The 25,090-nt window shown below is 63.8% G+C and carries 14 protein-coding genes; 10 read left to right on the top strand and 4 right to left on the bottom strand.

Annotated elements, in window-relative coordinates:
- Window positions 1–99: 99 nt before the first annotated feature.
- Entirely contained in the window at window positions 100–1,818 is a 1,719-nt protein-coding gene (locus ACIP0B_RS03390; protein WP_400829789.1) for a hydrogenase maturation protein, read from the bottom strand.
- Window positions 1,819–2,116: 298 nt separating this feature from the next.
- Between ACIP0B_RS03390 and ACIP0B_RS03395 the strand changes: the two genes are divergently transcribed.
- The 8 genes from ACIP0B_RS03395 (at window position 2,117) to ACIP0B_RS03430 (ending at window position 15,471) form a co-directional block, all read left to right on the top strand.
- Window positions 2,117–2,626, top strand: a complete 510-nt coding sequence (locus ACIP0B_RS03395) for a sigma-70 family RNA polymerase sigma factor (RefSeq protein WP_400829791.1) — start codon at window positions 2,117–2,119, stop codon at window positions 2,624–2,626.
- A complete protein-coding gene (locus ACIP0B_RS03400; RefSeq protein ID WP_400829792.1) occupies window positions 2,623–3,570 on the top strand; it encodes a FecR domain-containing protein in 948 nt (315 codons plus the stop codon). Before ACIP0B_RS03395 ends, ACIP0B_RS03400 begins: the two co-directional genes overlap by 4 nt.
- A gap of 90 nt (window positions 3,571–3,660) precedes the next feature.
- Window positions 3,661–6,582 (top strand): TonB-dependent receptor domain-containing protein, encoded by a 2,922-nt coding sequence (locus ACIP0B_RS03405; RefSeq protein WP_400829793.1) that lies wholly within the window; start codon window positions 3,661–3,663, stop codon window positions 6,580–6,582.
- Between the two features lie 489 nt (window positions 6,583–7,071).
- Entirely contained in the window at window positions 7,072–9,726 is a 2,655-nt protein-coding gene (locus ACIP0B_RS03410) for a TonB-dependent receptor (protein WP_400829794.1), read from the top strand.
- A 229-nt stretch (window positions 9,727–9,955) separates the two neighbouring features.
- Window positions 9,956–11,806: an extracellular solute-binding protein gene (locus ACIP0B_RS03415; RefSeq protein ID WP_400829795.1), complete on the top strand. Its 1,851-nt coding sequence runs from the start codon at window positions 9,956–9,958 to the stop codon at window positions 11,804–11,806.
- On the top strand, window positions 11,793–12,857 hold the full coding sequence (locus tag ACIP0B_RS03420) for a microcin C ABC transporter permease YejB (protein ID WP_400829796.1): 1,065 nt from the start codon (window positions 11,793–11,795) through the stop codon (window positions 12,855–12,857). Before ACIP0B_RS03415 ends, ACIP0B_RS03420 begins: the two co-directional genes overlap by 14 nt.
- Complete coding sequence (locus ACIP0B_RS03425) at window positions 12,857–13,879, top strand: ABC transporter permease (RefSeq protein ID WP_400829798.1); 1,023 nt, start codon at window positions 12,857–12,859, stop codon at window positions 13,877–13,879. The genes ACIP0B_RS03420 and ACIP0B_RS03425 overlap by 1 nt, the downstream gene beginning before the upstream one ends.
- A gap of 14 nt (window positions 13,880–13,893) precedes the next feature.
- Window positions 13,894–15,471, top strand: coding sequence for an ABC transporter ATP-binding protein (locus tag ACIP0B_RS03430; protein ID WP_400829799.1), 1,578 nt, complete (start codon window positions 13,894–13,896; stop codon window positions 15,469–15,471).
- Window positions 15,472–15,493: 22 nt separating this feature from the next.
- Here the strand turns inward: ACIP0B_RS03430 and ACIP0B_RS03435 are convergent, their stop codons facing one another.
- The 3 genes from ACIP0B_RS03435 to ACIP0B_RS03445 all read right to left on the bottom strand — a co-directional run bounded on the left by ACIP0B_RS03435 (window position 15,494) and on the right by ACIP0B_RS03445 (window position 18,670).
- Complete coding sequence (locus ACIP0B_RS03435; protein WP_400829801.1) at window positions 15,494–17,419, bottom strand: P-loop NTPase fold protein; 1,926 nt, start codon at window positions 17,417–17,419, stop codon at window positions 15,494–15,496.
- A gap of 165 nt (window positions 17,420–17,584) precedes the next feature.
- A complete protein-coding gene (locus tag ACIP0B_RS03440; RefSeq protein WP_045198572.1) occupies window positions 17,585–17,902 on the bottom strand; it encodes an SCP2 sterol-binding domain-containing protein in 318 nt (105 codons plus the stop codon).
- A 57-nt stretch (window positions 17,903–17,959) separates the two neighbouring features.
- Complete coding sequence (locus ACIP0B_RS03445; RefSeq protein ID WP_400829886.1) at window positions 17,960–18,670, bottom strand: histidine phosphatase family protein; 711 nt, start codon at window positions 18,668–18,670, stop codon at window positions 17,960–17,962.
- A gap of 208 nt (window positions 18,671–18,878) precedes the next feature.
- Between ACIP0B_RS03445 and sohB the strand changes: the two genes are divergently transcribed.
- Entirely contained in the window at window positions 18,879–19,901 is a 1,023-nt protein-coding gene (sohB, locus tag ACIP0B_RS03450) for a protease SohB (RefSeq protein WP_400829803.1), read from the top strand.
- A 197-nt stretch (window positions 19,902–20,098) separates the two neighbouring features.
- Window positions 20,099–24,955 (top strand): dermonecrotic toxin domain-containing protein, encoded by a 4,857-nt coding sequence (locus tag ACIP0B_RS03455; RefSeq protein ID WP_400829805.1) that lies wholly within the window; start codon window positions 20,099–20,101, stop codon window positions 24,953–24,955.
- The last annotated feature ends 135 nt before the right edge of the window (window positions 24,956–25,090 follow it).

A 25,090-nucleotide genomic window follows, 5' to 3' on the forward strand; every position in this document is an offset into this window, starting at 1 on the left:
CTTGCAGGCAAGCTCCCACAGGTTTTGTGGTGTGCCTGGATCTTGCGGACACCGGTGATACCTGTGGGAGCCAGCCTGCTGGCGATGGGGCCCGGGGGGTCAGCCGGCCAGTTCGGCCTCGCGCACCCGTGCCCAGTCCTCCACCAGCCGGGCCGGGGTGCAGCAGGTCTTGCGCTTGAGCACGAAGTTGCGGCACTTCTCGGCGAACTGGTTGCGGTTGTACAGCATGTCTTCCTGCATCTCTTGCAGCTCGGTCTCGCGGCAGCGGCGGATCAGTTCATGGTCGGTGCGCAGTTTGCGCTCGCGCACGGCCGCATAGGTCGGGTCGGTCAACGCGCCGTGGGCCCGTTGCAGCAGCCACAGGCCGAACTCGTCCGGGCAGCGCGGGCCGATCTCCTGCACCATGCCCAGTTGCTGGGCCTGGACGGCGCTGACCGGCAGGCAGGCCTGGGTCAGTTGCTCGGCCATGGCCGGGCCGACGGCGCGGGGCAGGCTGTAGGTCCAGTATTCCGAGCCGTACAGGCCCATGCTCTTGTAGTGCGGGTTGAGCACGATGTCGGCGCGGGCGAACACGATGTCGGCGGCCAGCGCCAGCATCACGCCGCCGGCGCCGGCATTGCCGGTCACGCCGCTGACCACCAGTTGCCGCGCATCGAGCAGTTCGGCGCAGACATCGTCGATGGCCTGGATGTTCGCCCAGGCTTCGGCACCCGGATCCTGCGCGGCCTGAATCACGTTCAGGTGCACGCCGTTGGAGAAACTGCCGCGCCCGCCCTTGATCAGCAGCACCTGGGTGTCGCGGGACTTGGCCCAGCGCAGCGCCTGAACCATGCGCCCGCACTGTTCGGTGCTCATGGCGCCGTTGTAGAACTCGAACGTCAGCTCGCCGACCTTGCCGGACTCGCGGTAGCGGATCGGCTGGTAGGCCTCGTCGGTGAACGGCGCATCGGCGATCGACCAGTCGAGCACCGGCACCTTCGACAGTTGCCCGGCCAGCACATGCCGGGCCGGCCGCTTGAAGGTTTCCTCGCCCGGCTGCGGCTTGAGCCGCAGCGAGCCGATCCACAGGCTCTGGTCGCCGGTGGCCACCAGCACGGCGTCGTCATGCACCGCGAGGATTTCGCCGGGCCGGCCGGTGCGGCTGTCCAGGTGGGCGTCGTACACGTAGTACTGCCCGCCGGCCAGGCTGGCCAACACGCCGGGCTGGCCGTCCGCGGCATCGATGCAGCGCTTGATGAACCGCGCGCAGTCGTGCCAGCTGAACGTGCGGTCGGCCTGCTTCATGTTCGGTTGCAGGCTGCCGCGCACCTTGGGGTCGTGGTAGTCCAGCGGCACCGGCTCGAACCCGGCGATGAACTTCTCCACGACCTCGCGGATGCAGCGGATCGCCGCATCGCTGACCCGGCCGTTGTACAGCTCGGACTTGCGCAGGCCCGCCGGCAGGTTGAATTCGCAGGTGGCCCAGACGGGACCGGCGTCCATTTCCTCCACCGCTTGCAGGGCGGTGACGCCCCAGGTCGGCAGTTCGTTGGTGATGGCCCAGTCCAGGGCACTGGCGCCGCGGTCGCCGACGATGCCGGGGTGGATGATCACCACGGGGCGTTGCGCATCGCTCCACAGCGACTGCGGCACGCGGTCTTTCAGGAACGGGCAGATCACCAGGTCCGCGCCGCTGTTTTCGATCTGTTCGCACACGGAGGCTTCGTCGGTGAACAGCACCACGCTTGGCGAATGGCCGGCCTGGCGCAGTTCCAGCCAGGCGCGTTGGGTCAGGCCGTTGAACGCCGACGACAGCAGAATGATGTTGAGTGATCGCATGGTTGTTCTTCCTTGAATGGGTCGGCCGCGGGCTCCCGATGAGCCGTCCGTGGCTGTCGATGGAGGCGCAAGGTTAGAGATTGGCGCGGCGGGCGCCAGTGACCGAAGTCAACGTTCTGTGAGGGGAGGTTTCCGTGGCGACGAACTGCCTTATTCTCAAAGGTTTTAGGATGCTGATTTTTTATTACTTCAAATGTCTCCAGCGCTATTGCACAGTCGCTCCCCTGATCACCGCCGGACGATGCCGGCAGAACCAAGGATTTTCGCAGCGGGTGGAGCCCGTTTCAGGGAGCAAGGCATGGGTGGCAGTCTCAACCCGCATCACCAGGCCGTGGGCCGGATGTTCCAACAGGATTACCGCTGGCTGTGCACGGCGGTGGGCCGCACCCTCGGGTGCCCGCACAGTGCGCAGGACATCGCGTCGGAAACCTTCCTGCGGATACTGGCGCTGCCCGACCCGCTGGCCATCCGCGAGCCCCGCGCACTGCTGACCACCATCGCCAGGCGGCTGGTGTACGAAGGCTGGCGCCGGCAGGATCTGGAGCGTGCCTACCTGCAAAGCCTGGCGCTGGCGCCGGAGCCGGTGCACCCGTCGCCGGAGGAGCGGGCACTGGTGATCGAGGCGCTGCTGGCGGTGGACCGCCTGCTCAACGGCCTGTCCGCCAAGGCCAAGGCGGCGTTTCTCTACCATCAGCTCGACGGCCTGACGTACAGCCAGATCGGCGAACGGCTGGGCGTGTCCACCAGCCGCGTGCAGCAGTACATGGTCGAGGCGTTCAAGCGCTGCTATCAGGCGATGCAGGCATGAGGCCCGACGAGACCCTGATCGACGAGGCGGCGCAGTGGATGGCGCTGCTGCAATCTGGCGACGTGAGCCTCAAGGAGCGTGCCGCCTTCGACGCCTGGCGTGCGGCCGACCCGCGGCACGGGCAGATCATCGAACAGATGGGCGGCGGCCTGAACCTGCTGCGCAACCCCAACCTGCGCGGCATGCCCCGCGACAGTCTGCTGCACAGCCTCAATGCGCCGTCCAGCCGCCGACGGTTCGTCAGCGGCAGCCTGAGCGTGCTGGGCGTTGCGCTGCTGGCCGGGCTGCTCGGCCGGCGCTACGGTTGGCTGCCCGAGGCCGGGGAACTGGCGACCGGCACCGGCGAGCGGCGCGGGTTCACCCTCGCCGACGGCAGCGCACTGACCCTCAATGCCCGCAGCCGCGCGGTGCCGCGGTTCGATGCGGCCGAGCGCCTGCTGGCCCTGCGCAGCGGTGAGCTGCTGGTGGATGTGGCCGCCCGCCAGCCCCGGCCCTTTGTGGTCGAGACCGAGCATGGCCGCCTGCGCGCCTTGGGCACGACGTTCATGGTGCAGCGCACCGATGATTCGACGCGGCTGGTGATGCTGCATTCCCAGGTCGAGGTGGTCACCGCCGGCGGCGTCCGGCAAGTGGTGGAGGCGGGCGAGAGCCTGCTGTTCAACGACCGGGAGATCCTCGCCCTAGAACGCAGCAAGGGCTACGAAACCGCCTGGGTGCAAGGCCGGCTGGAGGTGCGCGACCGGCCCTTGGGCGAAGTCATCGACAGCCTGCGCAGCTACCGGCGCGGCGTCCTGAGCCTGAGCCCGGACGTGGCCGGGTTGCGCCTCAGCGGCCTGTATCCGCTGGACGACAGCGACCGCACCCTGCAATTGCTCGAACGGTCCCTGCCGATCCGCGTCACTTGGCACAACCCGTACTGGGTCAGCATCGGCGCGCGGTTATAGCGCCATAACTTCCCGGTCTACCCAGCCCCTATAAAAACCGCCGGCCCGCTGCTCATTCCCTGCAGATGCCTTCAACAGGGAAGCCCTTCGATGTACTCATTCAAACGACAACTGCCTCGACTGACGCTGGCCGCCGCCTTGGCGATGGGGATCGTGCCGTTGCCGGCCGTGTCCGCGGAAGCGGCCGCCCAAGTGTTCACCTTCGACATCGCCGCCGGCCCGCTCGATGAAGTGCTGCTGGACATCTCGCGCCAGTCCGGCGTGCCGATTTCCTTCAGCCAGAACCTGGTGCAGGGCAAGCGCAGCGGCGTCGTGCGCGGTGCGTTCGGCGGCCGTCAGGCGGTGGAGAGGGCGCTGCTGGGCAGCGGACTGCAAGTGGAGCAGAGCGCGCAGGGGCTGACGGTGCGGGAAGCCGACGCGCCGGTCGCCGCACCGGTCAAGGCGGTCTCTGCGGCGCCTGCCGCCAGCGCCGACTACCGCCTGGAGAAGGTCACGGTCACCGGCTCGCGGATCGCCCGGGCGCAGTCCGACGGCGCCACGCCGGTCAACGTCATCACCCACGAAGAGATGGAAGCGCGGGGCTACAAGAACGTCTACGACGCCCTGGCCACCCAGACGCAGAACACCGGCATGACCCAGGGCGAGGACTACGGCAACACCTGGCAACCGGCGGCCAGCGCCCTCAACCTGCGGGGCCTTGGGCCCAACCACACGCTGGTGCTGATCAACGGCCGGCGGGTGGCCGACTACCCGACGCCGTACGACGGCAAGGTCAACTTCACCAACCTTGCGAACATTCCGTCGGCGGTGATCGAACGCATCGAGATCCTCAGCAGCGGCGCTTCGGCGATCTACGGTTCCGATGCGATCGCCGGGGTGGTGAACATCATCCTCAAGGACAAGATCGACGGCGTCGACGTCAACCTCAAGGGCGGCACCAGCGAGCGCGGCGGCGGCGACAACCAGCGCCTGCAGATCAGCGGCGGCGGCAGCTGGGGCGACTACGACGGGCTGTTCGGCCTCGAACTGACGAACCGCGACCCGATCTGGGCCGACGACCGCGGCTTCATGCAGAGCGGCCCGCTGGCGGATGTCGGCTATCGGCGCGACCTGGGCAGCGGCCGTTACCTGGGGCCGGGTTGCGGCGCCTATCAGGGCGTGTTCGACAACAAGCTGCTCAACAACGCCGGCCGCTGCCGCACCGACCAGATGTACAACGATTACTGGACGATCCAGACCCAAAAGGAAAACTACGACGGCTACACCCGCGGCACCTGGCATTTCAGCGACAGCGGTCAGGTGTTCGCCGACCTGATGTACGGCCTCGACCACATCCAGAACAACACCCGGGGCCCGACCTTCACCTCGCCGGACTTCATCAACCAAAACACCGGCAACCTAGAGCGTTGGTATCGGCGTTTCGGCGAAGAGGAAATCGGCGGGCGCACCAGCAACAACAGCAAGTGGCGCGACACGTCCTGGACCGGCACCCTGGGCCTGTCCGACAAGATCGCCGACACCGGCTGGCGCTACGACCTGGCGGCCAACCGTTCCGAATACAAGAGCGTGCGCACCACCCGCTACACGCCACGCGCGTCGATCCAGGACTTCTACCTGGGCCCGCAGTTGGGCACCCAGGGCGGCTACCCGGTGTTCGCGCCGGACGCCTCGCGGCTCGACCGGCCGCTGACGCCCCAGGAATGGGAGCAGTTTCGCGGCAACCTGACCCAGAGCAGCAAGTCGGTGTCGACCAGCTACAACGCTTCGGTCAACGGCGAGCTGTTCGACCTGCCCGCCGGCCCCGTCGGGTTCGCCGGCGTGCTGGAGGCGGGCAAGCAGGAATACCGCATCGACCCGGACGACAGCCTCAACGACGGCAGCTTCTACAACACCACCCCGAGCCAGAGTTCCGGCGGCTCGCGCAAGCGCTATGCGGCGGGCGGCGAGTTCAGCATCCCGGTCACCGACACCGTGCTGGCGACGGCGGCAGGGCGTTGGGACCAATACAAGTTCAGCGGCCGCACCGAGCAGCAGAAGACCTACAACCTGGGCCTGGAATGGCGCCCGGTCACCAGCCTGCTGCTGCGCGGCAGCTACGGCACCAGTTTCCGCGCGCCGGACCTGAACTACATCTACCAGTCCGACAGCAACGGTTACTACCCGGCGCAGATCGACTACTACGGGTGCAGCCAGGGCGTGGAGGGCGCCTGCGACCGCGGGCGGGTCGACTACACCCAGAGCGGCACGGCGGACCTGGCGTCCGAGCGCGGCAAGTCGTGGACCTACGGGTTCGTCTGGTCGCCGTCGCGCAACTTCGATTTCTCCACGGATTTCTGGCGGGTGGAGATCGACGACCTGCTGACCACGGTGGACGAGAACCGCCTGCTGCAGGAAGAGAACGAATGCCGCAACGGCACCCAGGACATCAACTCGGCCAACTGCCAATCGACGCTGGCACGCATCGACCGCAATCCGGGCAATGCGGCCATCGACCCCAACCAGTTGCAGCGGGTGAGGGTGAACGCGATCAACGCCGCCAGCGAGCGGGTCAGCGGCCTGGACTTCAAGAGCAACATCCGCTGGGGCGCGGGGCAGTACGGCGCGTTCAGCTCGGCGCTGGGCTACACCCTGGTGCTGTCGCACTACTACAAGGAATCGGACGAAGCCCCGACCCAGGACTGGCGCACCTCGCGCACCAACTACGACTGGCGCAGCAAGGTCAACGCCAGCCTGACCTGGGACTACCAAAAGGCCACGGCGACGCTGATGGGCATCCGTTACGGCTCGGTCACCAACGGCGCAGGCGACGGCCGTCTCTCACCCTGGACCGTGTTCAACGCCAGCGCCCGCTACCGGCTCAACGACCGGGCGAGCGTGGGGCTGACCGTGAACAACCTGCTCAACCAGGTCAAGCACGACGACTCGGCGGGCTGGCCGTACTACCCCACCGGCAACTATGACCCGTATGGGCGGCAGTGGTGGCTGGATGTGAGTTATCACTTCGGTAGTTGATGGTGATGTCGGCAGTGCCGGCCTCACCGCTCGCAAGCCAGCTCCCACAGGGTTTTGTGGTGTACCTGGATCCTGCAAACACCCGGGATACCTGTGGGAGCCAGCCTGCTGGCGATGGCGGTGGATCAGGCAACAAAGATGTCGGCAGTGCCGGCCTCATCGCTTGCAGGCAAGCTCCTACAGGTTTTGTGGTCGGGCACTGTCCCTGTGGGAGCTGGCTCGCCAGCGATGACGGTATATCAGGCAACAGAGATGTCGGCTGAACTGGCCTCATCGCTTGCAGGCAAGCTCCTACAGGTTTTGCGGCGTGCCTGGATTTTGCGGGCGCCGGGGATCCTCTGTGGGAGCCAGCCTGCTGGCGATTGGCGGCGGGGCAGGCGCCATCGAAACAGGCATAACCTCATCACCCATCGGTCTAACCCGCCCCCTATAAAACCCCGCCCCCCATCACACATCCCTGCATAAACCAAAACGCAGGGATGGCTGTTCATGATCCAGTTTTCACCCGTCAAATCCCCCTTGAGCCTGGCCTTGCTGCTGGCGATCCATACGTTGCCGGCGGTGGCCGCCGACAGCGCGGAATCCGCACCGACTCCGGTGCTTCAACGGGTCGAGGTCACCGGCACGGCGATCCGCCGGGTCGATGCCGAAACCGCCGTGCCGGTCACGGTCCTGCGGGCCGAAACGCTGCGCGAGCAGGGCGTCACCACCACCGAGGAGCTGGTCAACCGCATCTCCGCCAACCAGTCCTCGGTCGGCTCCGGACGTTCGGTGGGCTCCAGCAGCGGCGGAGCGTCCTATGCGGACTTGCGCGGCATCGGCCCGAACAAGACGCTGGTGCTGCTCAACGGCCGGCGCCTGAGCAACAACGCCACCAGTTCGATCAACGGTTCCGGCGTCGACCTCAACACGATCCCGTTCGCCGCCATCGACCGGGTGGAAGTGCTGCGCGACGGCGCCTCGGCGCTGTACGGCACCGACGCCATCGGCGGGGTGATCAACTTCATCACCAAGAGCAGCCTGACCGAAGGCCAGATCAGCACCAGCTACGACACCCCCACCCACGCCGGCGGCGGCGAGAGCCGCAACGTCAGCGGCAGTTGGGGCTTCGGCGACCTGCAGGAAGACCGCTTCAACGTCTTTGGCGTGGTGAGCCACGACAAGCAGGAGCGCCTGGCCGCCAAGGACCGCAGCTACACCTACAACTACCAGCCCGGCCGGGGCCTGGATTACACCTCCGGCACCGCCTCGCCGGCCAACTGGAGCCAGGGCAGCAACGCCACCAACCCGTTGGCCGGCTCCGGCTGCAACGCGCCGGGGCTGCTGGCGCGCAACGGCATCTGCCGCCAGAGCCTGTGGAATTATCTGGATCTGGTGCCGGAGACCGAAAAGACCTCGGCCTTCGCCAAGGCCACCGGCAAGCTGGGGGACGAGCACAACGTCAGCCTCGAATACTTCTGGGCGCGCAACGAGAACCGCACGCAGATCGGCCCCGGCACCCTGATGGGCAATCAGGTCAACCCCGGCACCGCGTTCTACCCGGGCAACGGCATCACGCCGGGGCCCACAGGCTTCGCCCTCGACCCGACCCAGGCGGTGGACGTCAACTGGCGCGAGACCGCCGTCGGCGCGCGCCGGCACGAGGACGACAACACCGGCCAGCGCCTGCTGCTGAGCTTCGACGGCAACCTGGTCGGCTGGGACTACAACCTCGGCGCCTCGTACAACCAGAACAAAGTGGTCAACACCATCCGCAGCGGCTACGTGAACGACCGCGCCGTGAGCCAAGGCATCGCCGACGGCGTGATCAACCCGTTCGGCCCGCAGACCGCCGCCGGTGCCGCGCTGCTGGCGGCCAACGCGGTGGACGGCGACTACGGCACCGCCGTGGGACGGGTGAAGGCCGTCGACGGGCGGGTCAGCCGCGAGATCGGCGACTGGTTCGGCGCCGGCCCCTCGGCGCTGGCGCTGGGCGGCGAGTACCGCAAGGAAGATTTCCACCAGGACTTCGCCCCGTTCGCCGGCGATGTGCAGAGCCTGGGCGTGGACCCGAACGGCAGCGTGGCGGGCGACCGCAGCGTCTCGGCGCAGTACGCCGAGATCAACGTGCCGGTGCTCGACAGCCTGGAACTGTCCGCCGCTGTGCGGCACGACAAGTACAGCGACTTCGGCAGCACCACCAACCCCAAGTATTCGTTCCGCTTCCAGCCGTTCAAGGAACTGGTGGTGCGCGGCGCCTACAGCGAAGGGTTCCGCGCGCCGTCGCTGTATGAGCTGTACAACCCGACCTTCACCTCGTTCACCAACGCCAACTACAACGACCCGCGCCTGTGCGCCGGCGGCACGCCGAGCAACGGCGGGATCGCCAACCGCGACTGCGCCCAGCAGTTTTTCCGCACCTCCGGCGGCAACACCGACCTGAACCCGGAAACCGCGCGCAACGTCACCCTGGGCTTCGTCTACCAGCCGTTCGACCGCCTGACCACGGGGCTGGACTTCTGGTGGATCGACATCGCCAACCAGATCGCCGAATTCCCGGAATCGGCCGTGTTCGAGAACCCGGAACTGTACCCGGACCGCTTGATCCGCAAGCCCGACGGCTCCATCGACCATGTCGTCACGGGCCTGGCCAACCTCGGCAAGATCAAGACCAACGGCGTCGACGTCAGCTTCGACTACCGCCTGCCGAGCACTCCGTTCGGCGAGTTCGGCATCGGTCTGCAAGGCACCTACGTCAGCCGCTACGACTACCAGCAGCAGCTCAAGGGCGACTACATCGACAAGCTCGGCGACTTTCGCGGCGGCGATTTCGCCTCGGCCGGCGCCGTGGCCCGTTGGCGCCACAGCCTGACCGGCACGTGGAACTACGGCCCGTTCGGCGCCAGCCTGACCAACCGCTACACCAGCGGCTACCACGACTCGGACCGCGAGGCCCACGACTACGTCGGCTCGTACAACGTGTGGGATCTGGCCGGCACCTACACCTGGCGCAAGACCCTGGGCGTGACCCTCGGGGTGAAGAACCTGTTCGACCGCGAGCCGCCGTTCAGCAACCAGACCTACACGTTCCAGAGCGGGTACGACCCGAAGTACGGCGATCCGTTCGGGCGCACGCTGTATACGCGGCTCAGCTACAGGTTTTGAGAATGACAGGAGAGGGCGGGTTTTAGTGACGATTCGTTCTAAGGCCAGCCCTATAAAAAGTGCCTGCCTGTTGCACATCACAGGCAGGCGGGATGTGCGGTGACTGTTCGGGCCTCATCGCTTGCAGGCAAGCTCCCACAGGGTTTCGGGGTGGTTCCGGATTTCCTGTGAGGGCGGGCTTGCCCGCGATGCGGCCGGGACAGCCAATCCGCCGACAAGGATCTGCCCCATGCTTTCCAGACACCGCATCCTGGCGCTCGGCCTGCTGCTGAGCCCCGTGACCTGGGCCGCCCCGCAGCACGCCCTCACGGTCTACGGCGAGCCGCCCAAGTACGCCGAAGACTTCAGCCACCTGGCCTACGCCAACCCCGACGCGCCCAAGGGCGGCTCGTTGCGCCGCTCTTCGCTGGAGAGCGGCCCGTTCGACCACCTGGTGCCCTATGTCGACAAGGGCACCGGCGTCGCCGACGTCGACGGCTGGCTGTATGCGCCGCTGGCCTACCGCAGCAAGGACGAGCCCTACAGCGTCTACGGTCTGGTGGCGCAGCGCATGGAGCTGGACGCCGACCGCCGTTGGCTGCGCTTCTACCTGAACCCCAAGGCCCGCTTCGACGACGGCAGTCCGATCACCGCCGAGGACGTGCGCTACACCTACGAGCTGTTCACCACCCAGGGCAGCCTCAAATACCGCCAGCAGTTCCGTGACGTCGCCGAGGTCGTGGTCGAGTCCCCGACCCAGGTGCGGTTCGTGTTCCGCAACAACGAAAGCCGCACCTTGCCGCTGGATCTGGCGACGTCGCCGGTGCTGCCGGAACACTGGTGGCGTACCCGCGACTTCGCCGACGGCGGCGGTTTCGAGATTCCGCCGGGCAGCGGCCCGTACCGGGTCAGCGCGGTGGATGCCGGGCGCAGTGTGACGTTCGAACGGGTCAAGGACTGGTGGGGCCAGGACTTGCCGATCACCCGCGGGCTCTACAATTTCGACCGGCTGAGCGTGGAGTTCTTCGCCGACACCGATGTGTCGCGCCAGGTGCTCAAGGCCGGCGGATTCGATTACAACCGCGAGTTCTCGGCCACCAGTTACACCATCGGCTATGCCGGCGCCGCGCTGGATCAGGGCAGGCTGTTGCGCGAGCACCTGGCGCCGGGCGCCGCCCAAGGGGCCCAGGGTTTTGTGTTCAACCTGCAGAAGCCGGTGTTCCAGGATCGCCGGGTGCGCCAGGCCATCGCCATGCTCTGGGACTTCGAGTGGAGCAACCGGCAGATGATGCGCAGCCTGTACCTGCGCCAGCGCAGTTTCTTTTCCCACAGCGCACTGTCGGCCACGGAACTGCCGGACGCCGAAGAGTTGAAGCTCCTCGAACCCTGGCGCGGCAAGATCCCCGACGAGGTCTTCACCCAGGTGTTCCAGGCCCCGCGCACTGACGGCAGCGGCAACGTCCGCGCCCAGCAGCTGCAGGCCCTGAAACTGCTGGAGGCCGCCGGCTGGACACCCCGTGGCGACCAACTGGTGAACGCCGCCGGCGAGCCGCTGCGCTTCACCTTCCTCAACGGCCAGAAGGGCTTCGAGCGGCTGCTGCTGCCGTTCAAGCGCAACCTGGCGCAGATCGGCATCGGTTTCGACATCCGCCAGGTGGACACCGCGCAATACACCAACCGCGTGCGCAGCCGCGACTACGACATGATCGTCGCCGGCTACCCGGTGAGCCAGGCGCCGGGCCGGGAGATGTTCAACTACTTCGGCTCCGACGGCGCCGACGATCCCGGCTCCAACAACTACATGGTGCTGCGCGACCCGGCGGTGGACGCGCTGCTCGAAGGCGTGGTGCAGGCCGACAGCCGCGCCAGCCTGCTGCGCCACGCCCATGCGCTGGACCGGGTGCTGCAGTGGGGTTTCTACTGGATCCCCAACTATTACCCGCCGGGGATCTCCACGGTGTGGTGGAACCGTTTCGGCCGCCCGGCGGTGGCGCCGCTGTACGACGCCGGCCTCGACACCTGGTGGGAAATCAGCCCGACCGCGCTCACCGCCGCGCAAATGAAGCAACAGCAAAAGGAGTACGCCCATGTGGGGTTATAGCCTGCGGCGCCTGCTGCTGATCGTGCCGACCTTGTTGGCGATCCTGTTGGTCAATTTCGTCATCGTGCAGGCCGCACCCGGCGGCCCGGTGGAGCAGGCCATCGCCCGCTTGCAGGGGATCGGTGCCGGTGGTGCGGTGGGGGGCGGCCATGTGGAGACCGTCGGCGGCGAGTCCCGCGCCACCCGTGGGCTCGACCCGAAACTGGTGGCCGACATCGAGCGCCAGTACGGTTTCGACAAGCCCGCCGGCGAGCGCCTGTGGCTGATGCTCAAAAGCTACGCGCAGCTGGATTTCGGCAAGAGTTTCTTCCGCGGCGCCACGGTCACCGACCTGATCCTGCAGAAGCTGCCGGTGACCCTTTCCCTCGGCCTGTGGGCGACGCTGATCACCTATCTCGTGTCGATCCCGCTGGGCATCCGCAAGGCCGTGCGCAACGGTTCGGCGTTCGACACCTGGAGCAGCGTGGCGATCATCGTCGGCTACGCGATGCCGGGCTTCCTGTTCGCCCTGCTGCTGATCGTGGTGTTCGCCGGCGGCACGGTGCTGGACTGGTTCCCGGTGCGCGGGCTGGTCTCGGACAACTTCGCCGGGCTGACGCCGTGGGGCAAGGTCGCCGACTACTTCTGGCACCTGGTGCTGCCGGTGACGGCACTGGTGATCGGCGGCTTCGCCACATTGACGATCCTGACCAAGAACAGCTTCCTCAACGAGATCGCGCGGCTGTACGTGGTCACCGCACGCGCCAAGGGCCTGAGCGAGCGGCAGGTGCTCTACGGCCATGTGTTTCGCAACGCGATGCTGCTGGTGGTGGCCGGGCTGCCCCAGGCGCTGGTGACGGTGTTCTTCGGCGGTTCGCTGCTGATCGAGGTGATCTTCTCCCTCGACGGGCTCGGGCGCCTGAGCTACGAGGCGGCGGTGTCCAGGGACTATCCGGTGGTGTTCGGTTCGCTGTTCATCTTCACCCTGTTCGGCCTGCTGATAAAACTGGCGGGCGACCTGTGCTACACGCTGGTCGACCCGCGCATCGACTTCAACGCGAGGGCCGCCTGATGCTGACGCTATCTCCCATCGGAAAGCGCCGCTGGGCGCGGTTCAAGGCCCACCGGCGCGGCTGGTGGTCGTTGTGGCTGTTCCTGGCGCTGTTCGGCCTGAGCCTGGGCGGCGAGCTGATCGCCAACGACAAGCCGCTGGCGGTCTCGTTTCAGGGGCGGTGGTTCTTCCCCGCGTTCGAGCGCTACACCGAGCAGGACTTCGGCGGCGAGCTGCCGTTCCAGCCCGACTACCGCAGCGCCCAGGTGCGCGGCCTGATCGAGGGGCAGGGCGGGCGCCTGTGGTTCGCGCCGATCCCGTTCGGCTTCGACACGGTCAACTACGACCTCACCGAACCTGCGCCGAGCCCGCCGACCACGGACAACTGGCTGGGCACCGACGACCAGGCGCGGGACGTGCTGGCCCGGGTGATCTTCGGCACGCGGGTGTCGCTGCTGTTCGCGTTGGCGCTGACGGCGGCCAGTGCGCTGATCGGCATCGCCGCCGGGGCCCTGCAGGGTTACTACGGCGGCTGGACCGATCTGTTCGGGCAGCGTTTGCTGGAGGTCTGGTCGGGGCTGCCGGTGTTGTACCTGCTGATCATCCTGTCGGGGTTCGTCGAACCCGGTTTCTGGTGGCTGTTGGGGATCATGGCGCTGTTCTCCTGGCTCAGCCTGGTGGACGTGGTGCGCGCCGAGTTCCTGCGCAGCCGGGGGCTGGAGTACGTGAAGGCGGCGCGGGCGCTGGGCGTGGGCGACGGACAGGTGATGCTGCGGCACATCCTGCCCAACGCCATGGGCGCGACCCTGACCTACCTGCCGTTCATCCTCACCGGGGCCATCGCGACCTTGTCCGCGCTGGACTTCCTCGGCTTCGGCATGCCGGCCGGCAGCGCGTCGCTGGGCGAGCTGATCGGGCAGGGCAAAAACAACTTGCAGGCGCCCTGGCTGGGGCTGACGGCGTTCTTCGCGTTGGCCCTGATCCTGTCGCTGCTGGTGTTCATCGGCGAGGCCTGCCGCGACGCGTTTGACCCGCGATCATGAATCAAGGAGCTGACATGGGTGACAACCTGATTGAAATGCGCGGCCTGCGGGTGGCGTTCAACGACCGGGAGGTGGTGCACGGCATCGACCTCGACATCCGTTCGGGGGAGTGCCTGGCGCTGGTGGGCGAATCCGGCTCCGGCAAGTCGGTGACCGCCCACAGCATCCTGCAATTGCTGGACCCTTCGACCACGCAGGTGCGCGGCAGCATCCGCTATCAAGGCGAAGAGTTGCTTGGCGTTCATGAGCGCTACCTGCGCCAGTTGCGCGGCAACCGCATCGCCATGATCTTCCAGGAGCCGATGAGCTCGCTCAATCCGCTGCACACCGTCGAGCGGCAACTGGGCGAGAGCCTGGCGCTGCACAAGGGGCTGGCGGGGGCGGCGGCGCGCCGACGGATCGTGGAGTTGCTGGAGCTGGTGGGCATCCAGCACCCGCGCGAGCGCTTGAAGGCCTATCCGCACCAACTGTCCGGCGGGCAGCGGCAGCGGGTGATGATCGCCATGGCGCTGGCCTGCGAGCCGCAGCTGCTGATCGCCGACGAGCCGACCACCGCGCTGGATGTCACCGTGCAGCGCAAGATCCTCTTGTTGCTCAAGGAACTTCAGCAACGGTTGGGCATGGCGCTGCTGATCATCAGCCACGACCTGAATCTGGTGCGTTCCCTTGCCCAGCGGGTGGCGGTGATGCGCAGCGGCGCGATCGTCGAGCAGGCCGCGTGCGAGCAGTTGTTCCGCGCGCCGCAGCATCCCTACAGCGTCGAACTGCTCAACGCCGAACCCGGTGGTGCGGCGTTGTGCCGGGACTCGACGGAGGACCTGCTGCAAGTGCGTGGCCTGAACGTGCGTTTCAGGCTCGGGGGCGGGTGGCTGCAGCCCAAATCGTACCTGCACGCGGTCAACGGCATCAGCCTGAACCTGCAACGGGGCAAGACCCTGGGCATCGTCGGCGAGTCCGGCTCGGGCAAGTCCACCCTCGGCCAGGCGATCCTGCGGCTGATCGACGCCGAGGGCAGCATCCGTTTCGAGGGCGAGGCCTTGGAGGCCCTGAGCGGCAAACGGCTGCGGCCCTTGCGCAAGCGCCTGCAAGCGGTGTTTCAGGATCCGTTCGGCAGCCTCAGCCCGCGCCTGTGCGTCGAGCAGATCATCGCCGAGGGCCTGCTGGTGCACACCACCTTGAACGTGCGCGAGCGCGAGCGGGCGGTGATCGACGTGCTGCGGGAGGTCGGCCTGGATCCGGCCGTGCGCCACCGCTATCCCCACGAGTTCTCCGGCGGGCAGCGCCAGCGCATCGCGATCGCAAGGGCGCTGGTGCTCAAGCCGGATCTGATCCTGCTGGACGAACCGACTTCGGCGCTGGACCGCACGGTGCAGAAGCAGATCGTCGCGCTGCTGCGCCGCTTGCAGGAGGAGCATGGGCTGACCTACCTGTTCATCAGCCACGACCTGGCGGTGGTGCGGGCGCTGGCCCATGACCTGATCGTGATGAAGGACGGCGAGGTGGTGGAGCGGGGGGAGACCGCCGAGCTGTTTCGCTCGGCGCGGCATCCGTATACGCGGGAGTTGCTGGTAGCCTCCCGCATTGATCCATGACTGTCGCTCAGGTGGGCATGGCTCAGTAGTAACCGATATGCGGCTTCAGATACCTTTCGATGTTCGACCGTATGCGGTTTCTCTCGAACACAGAGGCGGATTTTGCTGTGCGTTCAAGATGCAGCGTGAGTTTTTTCAACCATTCCTTTTCACCACTGAGCTCTGCACTGTAGTTGGTAAAGGTATAGCGCGATGAAAGGGCGTTCAGCACCGGGCGCTGTTTTGCAGGGTGCAGCTCAAGGAGCCTCTTCGAAAATGCCTCGGGATCCATCTCCAGGAGTATTTCAGCGTTTATGTGAGAGGGGGTGTCGAAGCTTTTTCGGGAGATTCGATGACAGAACGTTTCTGGTGCATCAGTCATTTCGGCCATCATCGATTCTACGATCGAAGGATAAAGATCCTGGCGTGCTTTTTCGTTCAGTGAAAGAAAGGTATCCAGAAAATGTTTGGGCTCGAGGGGTCGTGACTTGAATGAAAAGTCAAAGTACTTGCCGTTGAATTCGGCGTAGTCTCTTCCCTCAAATCTGTCTCTTTCGACAATCGGGAACTGTCCGGTCTCGTAGAGGTGTTCAAGGTACTGGTCACCTTGCTCAGAGACCTTTTCCAGCGAGACATTCAGAAGCTTGTTTTCAGACAGCCAGCGACGCCTGGAGAAGGAGAGGAATATGTCTTCTGGTGTCCTGAATTCATGATTCTGGTATTCGCTTTCAAATTGCGCACGGACTTGTTTGAACTCGGTTTCGTCGAGATCGTATACGTACATGAGCTTGTCCAGTGCACGCTCGTCCTGTGCCTCTCGGAAGAAATGGCTTTGGGTTACCGATTTCTGAATATGCTCAGCATTTACGATGCCGTGAAAGATGATGTCCGCAAGCGTGTCGTTGGACAGTATCGGGTCGCGTAAATCGATATCGGTGTAAGACGACTCGATCTTGCAGAAGTCTTTCTCTTGCTCGTTCTTCTCTCCGAACTTCTTGAACAGCTCGGTCATCTGCTGCGGTCGGGCCTCGAGTATGGCCGGTGTCATGCGACGGGATCTGACCTCCAAGGAGAATGTGAATATGAGCTTTGCCAGGAAAAGCACACCCTCTATGTTTTCAAATTGTTCCCGATTTAAAGCGTTCAGGGGACGCTCAATGTCACGAAGTGCCTGTTGAAGCACTCTCAGGTTTTTCGATTCGGACTGTCTGAACAAGCTGGAAAAAGTTTCCGGGTTGTCCTGAATCAGCTTCATCGCCGGTGAGTTGTTTAATTGTTTTAGAAAGTTCTCGACGGCTTCTTCAATGGGGGGTTCTATGCGAAACGTCTTGCCGACCAGCTTCTCTTGAGTCGTTGTGAAATCTTTCGTGTCGGGAATTTCATCGGTGTTGGCGACAAGGATGACGTTCCGTTCTCCGTGCTCAATGAACTGATTGATGTAGCCTAGCAGTTGTTTAATTGGTATTTCACAACGTTCGATATCATCGAATATGTAAGTTTTTTTGTGGAATTTCGAAATGAAATCGCGGGCTGAAAGGTCAGGGATCAGCTTTGCATATTGCAGAGTGCTCAGAAACGGCTTGATGATGCCGCCGAGGATCTTGCTGGATTTCAGACCGAGTCCGGGAATAGCCGACGCGATGATTCGTGCGCTGATGTCTTCATCTGATTTGAGGCCGTACAGGCTTATATAGATATAGTTGCTTGCTGACCTTTCCTGCGCCTTGTCGTTAAAGTAACGATTCATCCCGGGTGTGATCAGGTACTTGAGGATCCTCTTTGCAATTGACCTTGATCTGGACGGGGGTGAACTGAAATGGTTGTCCAGAAAGGACTGGATCAGGTGGGTCTTTCCCGAACCCCACGGGCCGTTGAGCAGAACCGCGTAACGAGGCGCTTCCAGTTCAACGTAGTACTTCAAGTAATCGATAATTTGTCCGTTGGGTTGTGTTTCGTTACGTTGAACCATTGACGCAGAATCCATTGCCGACCTGATGGGGCGTCAGATTAACGGTTCTCATGGATGAAATCATGCTTACCGGTTCTTTCGTCTTTGACGCAGATACACGAATCCCGCCACAGGGGCGGGATTCGAGGGTAATCCGTCAGGTTCCGCGCTTGCGGAACCAGAGTCTTACGCCGGGAACAGCTCGGACAGTTTCATCGACAGCATCATGTCGCCTTCAACGCGCAGCTTGCCGCCCATGAAGGCCTGCATGCCGTCGGTTTCGCCCGAAACGATGCCTTTGAGGGTGTCGCTGTCCAGCACCAGGGTGCAGTTGGCGTCGGCGTTTTCGCCTTCCTGGATTTCGCAGGTGCCATCCTTGACGATCAGCGCGTAGTGCTTGTCTTCGTCAGTGATGTTGAAACCGAAGACCAGATCCAGACCGGCGGCAGCGGCTGGGTTGAACTTGGCTTTCATTGCTTCGACAGCTTTTGCTACATCGCTCATGGTGTGTTCCTTGATCAAGTGATTTCAGTGACCGCTCAGGTCACGACGATCCGGTGCTCATCGGAAGGTGATGAGTTCCGGAGTCTTCAACAGTTGCAGGTGCGCATGGTTGTTGAAGGAAGCCAACGCCACCTCTCGACCGCGGAACTTCAGCTGGTTGAGCGAGGTGTTGACGATTTGCCAGTTCAACTCAAAGGCCTGCTTGGCAGGCATTTGCGTAATGAGATGGAGCAGGGCCGTGATGGTGCCGCCGGAGGTGAACACGGCGATCTTCTGCTTGCTGTCCGCCTGCTCCAGGATCCGCTGCAGGCCGGCCTGGACCCTGTCGACGAACGCGAGCCAGCTTTCCAGGCCCGGCGTGTCGTAGGTGCCGGTCAGCCAGCGTTCGATGATCAGGGCGAAGATGCGCTGGAACTCGCCGCGGTTCTGCGCGGCGTTGCGCAGGATGTCCAGGGCCTCGGGCTCCTCCGGCAGCATGGCCGGGAGCAGGGCGCGGATCACCGCGTCGGCGTCGAATTCGTTGAAGGCGGGGTCGATTTCCAGCGTCGGCACCGGCAGGCCGGCGGAGGCGAACTGCTCCAGCGCGCTGCTGGCCGTGTGCTGTTGGCGGCGCAGGTCGCCGGACAGGCAGCGGTCGAAGCTGACGCCCAGCCCGGCGAGGTGCCGGCCGAGGATTTCTGCCTGGCGCACGCCGGTCGGCGAGAGGACGTCGTAGTCGTCTGCACCGAAGGAGGCCTGGCCATGTCGTATCAGGTAGATGCTGCCCACGTCCGCTGTCATCCCGGCACGTTGAAGGTTGTGGCGAGGTTATGAGGATGATCGGGTGCTGTCAATGAAAAAACATACGCTTGTTTGAAATGCCCGTTACAGGCCTGTTGCCGGAGGTTTCACGGCTGGCCGTAGGAGCGGTGCATGGGTATGCTGGAGCCATCCCGCGCGCGTCGTTTGAAGCCGCGCCTTGTTTTAAGGAGCCTCCGTGGAGTTTTTCACCGAATACGCCAGCTTCCTGGCCAAGACCGTGACCCTGGTGGTCGCCATTCTGGTGGTGCTGGCCAGTTTCGCCGCATTGCGCAGCAAAGGGCGGCGCAAGTCGGCCGGTCAGTTGCAGGTCAACAAGCTCAATGACTTCTACAAAGGCCTGCGCGAGCGCCTGGAGCAGAGCCTGCTCGACAAGGATCAGCTCAAGGCCCTCCGCAAGGGCCAGGCCAAGACCGAGAAGAAGCAGAAGAAACAGCACGAGACCAAGCCACGGGTGTTCGTGCTGGATTTCGACGGTGACATCAAGGCGTCGGCCACCGAGAGCCTGCGTCACGAAATCACCGCGTTGCTGACCCTGGCCACGCCCAAGGACGAAGTGGTGCTGCGCCTGGAGAGCGGCGGTGGCATGGTGCACAGCTACGGACTGGCGTCGTCGCAGCTGGCGCGCATCCGCGAGGCCGGCATTCCGCTGACCGTGTGCATCGACAAGGTCGCCGCCAGCGGCGGCTACATGATGGCGTGCATCGGCCAGAAGGTGATCAGCGCGCCGTTCGCGATCCTCGGCTCCATCGGTGTGGTCGCGCAGTTGCCGAACGTCAACCGCCTGCTGAAGAAGCACGACATCGACTACGAGGTGCTCACCGCCGGCGAGTACAAGCGCACCCTGACGGTGTTCGGCGAAAACACCGAGAAGGGCCGGGAGAAGTTCCAGCAGGACCTGGACATCACCCATCAACTGTTCAAGAACTTCGTGGCCCGCTACCGTCCGCAGTTGGCCATCGACGAAGTGGCCACCGGCGAGATCTGGCTGGGCATGGCCGCGCTGGACAAGCAACTGGTGGACGAGCTCAAGACCAGCGACGAGTACCTGGCCGAGCGGGCCAAGCAATCCGAGCTGTATCACCTGCACTATGCCGAACGCAAAAGCCTGCAGGAACGCATCGGCATGGCGGCCAGCGGTTCGGTTGACCGTGTGTTGCTGAGCTGGTGGAGCCGGCTGACCCAGCAGCGGTTCTGGTAAGTCCGTCGGGCGTCCTGTCTGCATTGCTGCAAGCAGGGCGCCCGGCACATTCAAGTCTTGAATGTGCGGTGCATATCTACTTTAAAGTTTCATATTGTTGTTGCCTGACTCGGTTTAACGATCAGGTATTTACGCTTTTTCCATGAAAACTTAAACCTTAGGCTGTTTGTTCAAAATGGCATGAAAGGTTGTTCTACATGGAAGTTGAAGAGACCCCTACCACCCCTCCGCAAATGACCCCTGCCCAGCAGGGCGTATTCTTTGACCTGCTGAAGAAACAGGTACCGGCCTGGATACTGGATTCATCGCAAGACTCCAGGACAGCGCTGTATGAAAGCCTGAAATCCAGCTTTCGCTCCAGGGCCGCAGTGCTTGAGGACCTGAGCGCCTTCAAGTCGCCGGAACAGTTCTGTGCGCCATTGCTGGCCGCTGCATTGTCGGCAAAGCTGGCCGAGCCCGTTCAGGTCGAAGGCGTGGTTTTTCAGCATGTTCGCTCCACCTCAAGCCTGCTTGGGCTGAGAAGGAAGCTGGTGCTGCCGATCGACCGTGATCTGCTGGGCGCCGCCTGCGAAAACTTCGAACTCAGCGAGACGCGTGCAGACAATTATCACGAGAGATCGTTGATCTATATTCCGAATCGCATCACTGGACACACCCATAAGATTCTCCCGATCCAGCCCCACGAGTTTGCGCAACTGTGCCGTGTGCTGGATCTGGGCAAGAGCTATCAGGCCCATGTGTCTGAGTTCTTTGGAGACAAAACGCAACTTGGCAGCCTGCGAAAGAACGCTGTTACTTGCCTGAAAGACCGGTTCGACGTTGAACGGCATCTTGCTTATATGCAAAGGCATATAGGAAAGGATGTGTATGAAATGTTGAAGTCCGTCGTCGAGCGCAAGCCGTCGATCACCTTGGGCAAGAATGCCTTGGGGTATCAGCAACTGAAGATGCTCGACACGAAACTCAATGGCCCGATGTTCATCGGCCCCGTCAGTGAACATGCGGATGATGACTACCGCTGTGTCGTGTACGTGCCGGGAGATCCATTGCACCCGTTGAAGGAATATGCTTCGTTCTCCCAGTTCGAGGCGGAACTGAGCCGTCGCTTGAGGTCACCCGCCTATCGCCAGTTCTTCATGCGCTTCATCAAGCTGGGAGACCGAGCCGAATTTCTTTCAAGCCTGGATAAGAGCCTTTCGGTCAAAGTGACCTTCTGGAGCACGAACTACGTGCAGGTCGATGGATTCGACCTGGACGCCGAGAGCAACAACGACCTGTTTCTGGCGATCTATCGACAGCATGCCGAACAAGTGTTGGCCGACGCCCGTCTGCTCGTTGTTCCGACCGACGACGAGGACGAGAAGAGCCGTCTGGCGAGGCTCGAAACGTACAAGGCCATCGGCCTCAATGCACTGCTGTTCATGGGAGCACTCGTTCCGATGGTGGGCGAGGCCTTGTTCGCCGTCGCCGGCATCCAATTGCTGGCGACGGTTTATGAGGGCGTTGCCGCTTGGGCCGCCGGTGAGCAAGAACTGGCGGCGGACTACCTGTTCGACACCATTGAGAACCTGATCGTGATGGCGGCGTTGGGGGCGGTCGGCATGGTGGGAAGCGGCATCTTCAAAACCGTGGGCGGGAGCGATTTCGTCTCGCGTTTGCGCAAGGTGCCGATCTCGCCCCAGGGCATGCGCCTATGGAAGGCGGACCTTGCGGCCTACCGCGCGCAGCAAAGTCTTCCGCAAGGGCTTGAGGTGAGCGGGCAAGGGCTGGTCACGCTTGACCGCAACCAATACTTGAACATCGGTTCGGACTACTTTGCGGTTGAGCCGAAGCAGAACACGAATGTTTGGCAGGTGCGCCCGCCGCAGTCCGGACGCTATCTGCCGGTGCTCGAAACCAACGGCGCCGGGGCATGGCGGCACGATTCCGAGCTGCTCCAGGAATGGAGCCTGCTGACCCTGTTTCGGCGTCTCGGCTACCGCGCAGATCGTGTGCCGGATGCGCAGGCCTCGCAGATTCTGGCTTCCGTCGGCGCGGATGAATTTCAGCTGCGCCGCTTGTTCACCGAGCGCCGCCGGCCGATGGCGACACTGGCCGACACGGTCAGGCGATTTCGCGCGGATGCCGCCGTCAACCGGTTCATGCAGCAGATGGGCAGACCGGCCTCCGCCGCGGCTGCCGATGCCGACCTGCAACTGTTCCTGCTGACATCCTCCGACAACTGGCCAAACGACACGGTCGTGAGCGTGGTCGACTCCCTTGGCAACGAACTCAAGCGCTACGGTCCGGCGACCGCGGTGCAGCAACTGAAACTCGCTCAAGAGCTGTTGCAGAAGGGCACGTTCTACCCATCGCTGTTGGCGGGCCTCAAGAACCCGCAACGAATGCTGTTGCTGGGCACTCCCACCCAAGACCCGGTCAGCCAGATTGCCGCTCTCGTGGAATTGCTCGCCAGTCGTGCCGAAGGTTCGCGGTCGGCGTTGTTTGAACGATTGGATTCGCGTACCGACATTGCCGGTGAACCGCTGGCGGCTCCGGTGATCGCGGCGTTTCCCGGATTGCCGGGTGCGGTCGCCGATGAGTTGGCGCTCTACGCCGATGCCAGCGAGTGGGAGCAGCTCAAGGCCGGCAAGCTGCCGTTGCGCATCGGGGAAGAGGCGCGGCGCTATCAGCAGGTGGTGAGCCTTAACCGCGCGTATGAGGGGCTCTACCTGGATGCTCCGCGTGACTTGAACACTGACCTGATCGTGCTCGACACGTTGGCCAGGCTGCCGGGCTGGCCGGAGGATGTGTTCATCGAAATCACGGAGCAGAACGCGGCTTCCGGGGACAGGGCCCAGACAGGCCCGGCCGATGCCCGGCACAAAGTATCGCTCAAGGCGCTTGCGGCGCGTTACCGGGCGGTCGATGCCAATGGGCGGTTGCTGGCAGAGTCCGCTTCGAACACCCGCGCGCATTATTTCCAGACCTTGTGGCTGAGCCTGCCTGTCCATGCGAGAAAGGCGCTGGGCGTCGAGGCGGATGTTTCGGGGGTGACGTTGCGCCAGAAAATCACCGCATCGGCGCTGCAGCGGCGCGATGAGATCGCCCGATTGGTGGCCAGGCAGTCGTGGCGCTCAGGTTATCGCTCGCCGATGGGATTGGCTGACCCTCGCGGTGAGCCTGTGGTGGAGTTCAAGCAGTTGGCCCCCGTTCTCCCGATCGCCAAGGCGGCGGCACTGCGGCAACGGGCCCGAGAACTGTACCCCTTGCATTCGCTCGCGCGGATCGAGAGTTTTCTGATGACGTTGGGCGATGACGAGGTTCTGGCGATTCGCTCCCTCGAAGAGCTCAGGCAGCAATACCTGACGATGCGCAACACCCTTGAACAATGGATAAACAGCCAGACCCATTACCAGAAGCCGGACGGCACCCGCCTCACGGTCCCCCGACGCAGCAAGTCTCTGGCCGCGCAGGCGATTTTGCGGGCATGGCGCAAAGAGTCGGAAACCGTCGGACACCCCTCTGAAATACTCGACAGTCTGACCTTCGATGCGCAGCCGCTGGGGTTGCTGCCGACGATCATCGGAGATTTCAGGCACATCGGCGCACTGGAAATGAACGGTGTCGGGGACAGTGCGGGGCTGAATGCGTTTCTGAAAAACTTTCCGAACCTGCACGTGTTGAACCTGACCGGCAACGGCCTGACCCGAGTGCCTGCGGCGATCAATGAAATGCCGCGCCTGACCCACCTGGATCTGAGCGACAACCAGATCTCCCTGACGGCAGAGGCCACGTCCACCTTGGCAGCCAAGGATCATCTGCAATCGTTGAACCTCAGCTTCAACCCCGGCCTTGGGCAACTGCCGTCATTTGCCGCGATGCGCAACCTGCAGCATCTTGCCGTTCGCGGCAGCGGAGTCGGCGAATGGCCGGCCGGCCTTGATGCGCACCCGGCGTTACGCACCGTTGACCTGCGGGACAACCAGATCAAGGTGCTGGCGGACGCCATCTTCAAGGCCCGCGTGGAGCTGAACCGCGGCACCAACGTCGACGGCAACCCGCTTTCGGCCAAGACGCTGGAGGATATTGCCCGCTACCAGCAAACCACAGGTGTCAATCTTGGCGTGACCACCGCGGAGTACGTCCATCCGCCCGTTGGTGCGTTGCCTGACAGCGCTCCTGGAGCCCATTGGTTGAACGGACTGGAGCAGGAGGACGTGCCGCGGATGCAGGCGGCGTGGACGTCGTTATCGGCCTACCCGTATTCCCGGGATTTCTTCCTGGTGCTCGATCAGATGCGCAGTTCGGCCGATGACTCGCGTCAGCACGCGCAACTGGCTGCGCGCGTCTGGAACCTGCTGCAGGCGGCGGCGGAGGATGACGGCTTGCGCAGCGAACTGTTTCGCATGGCGCGAATCGGGCGGGTCAGTGCGAACGGGCCGGAGGGGTTGTTCAGCGATCTGGAGATCCGGGTGCTGTGCTATCGGGCCATGAGGGCGGCGCGCACCGGCGAACGGTCGCTGGAAGGCGAACTGGTGCGCCTGCTGCGAGGCCTGTTTCGCCTGCAGGAACTGCAGAAGCAGGCCCTTATCGATATCGGCAACCGCCTGCGCAACAACTCGATCAGCCGCCAGCAGGCGTTGGAGCTGGGCCTGGTCTACCGGGTCAGGCTGGCGAATCGCCTGGAGCTGCCGGCCCAGCCGACGGCGGTCAACGCAGGGTTCGACGTCGAAGTGACCGGGCCGCAGTTGAACAAGGCTTACGCGGAAGTGGTGAAGGCGGAAAACTCATCCGCGCTGCTCGATATGATCAATGTCCAGTCATTCTGGACGCAGTATCTGCGTACAACCTATCAAGGGCTGTTCCTCGGCGTGCAGGAGCGCACGGCCCGAGCGTTTGCCGAGCTGGAAACGCAAAACGGTCTGTCGCGTGCAGCGGCGACGCAGAAGATGATGGCGATCATGGACAACTACAGAAACGAAACCCGGGATCTGTACCGGAACCTGACGCAGCAGGCGTTGGCTCGCCATCCGGGCTTGGCAATGCCTGAGTTGGCGACGGCCGGGCGTTGAGAAACGTTCCGGCCATCGCTGAAGCCTGTAGAGGCCGTGGCCCTGCCACGGCTTTTTTCTGCCCGGCGTTTACCGGCTACAGATGAGAAAAGTCCGTTCGGCGCCGCTGACCGTTCCTACTTCCAAATGAAGTCC

Source organism: Pseudomonas sp. NPDC089534 (genome assembly GCF_044749305.1).
In the GTDB taxonomy this organism is placed as follows: Bacteria; Pseudomonadota; Gammaproteobacteria; order Pseudomonadales; family Pseudomonadaceae; genus Aquipseudomonas; species Aquipseudomonas ekonensis.

Excerpts from the sequence above, each read along its gene's own strand:
- ACIP0B_RS03405 (WP_400829793.1), top strand. The coding sequence starts at position 3,661 with ATGTACTCATTCAAACGACAACTGCCTCGACTGACGCTGGCCGCCGCC.
- ACIP0B_RS03455 (WP_400829805.1), top strand. The coding sequence starts at position 20,099 with ATGGAAGTTGAAGAGACCCCTACCACCCCTCCGCAAATGACCCCTGCC.
- ACIP0B_RS03425 (WP_400829798.1), top strand. The coding sequence starts at position 12,857 with ATGCTGACGCTATCTCCCATCGGAAAGCGCCGCTGGGCGCGGTTCAAG.
- ACIP0B_RS03415 (WP_400829795.1), top strand. The coding sequence starts at position 9,956 with ATGCTTTCCAGACACCGCATCCTGGCGCTCGGCCTGCTGCTGAGCCCC.
- ACIP0B_RS03435 (WP_400829801.1), bottom strand. The coding sequence starts at position 17,419 with ATGGTTCAACGTAACGAAACACAACCCAACGGACAAATTATCGATTAC.
- ACIP0B_RS03430 (WP_400829799.1), top strand. The coding sequence starts at position 13,894 with ATGGGTGACAACCTGATTGAAATGCGCGGCCTGCGGGTGGCGTTCAAC.
- ACIP0B_RS03390 (WP_400829789.1), bottom strand. The coding sequence starts at position 1,818 with ATGCGATCACTCAACATCATTCTGCTGTCGTCGGCGTTCAACGGCCTG.
- ACIP0B_RS03420 (WP_400829796.1), top strand. The coding sequence starts at position 11,793 with ATGTGGGGTTATAGCCTGCGGCGCCTGCTGCTGATCGTGCCGACCTTG.
- ACIP0B_RS03400 (WP_400829792.1), top strand. The coding sequence starts at position 2,623 with ATGAGGCCCGACGAGACCCTGATCGACGAGGCGGCGCAGTGGATGGCG.
- ACIP0B_RS03440 (WP_045198572.1), bottom strand. The coding sequence starts at position 17,902 with ATGAGCGATGTAGCAAAAGCTGTCGAAGCAATGAAAGCCAAGTTCAAC.
- ACIP0B_RS03410 (WP_400829794.1), top strand. The coding sequence starts at position 7,072 with ATGATCCAGTTTTCACCCGTCAAATCCCCCTTGAGCCTGGCCTTGCTG.
- ACIP0B_RS03395 (WP_400829791.1), top strand. The coding sequence starts at position 2,117 with ATGGGTGGCAGTCTCAACCCGCATCACCAGGCCGTGGGCCGGATGTTC.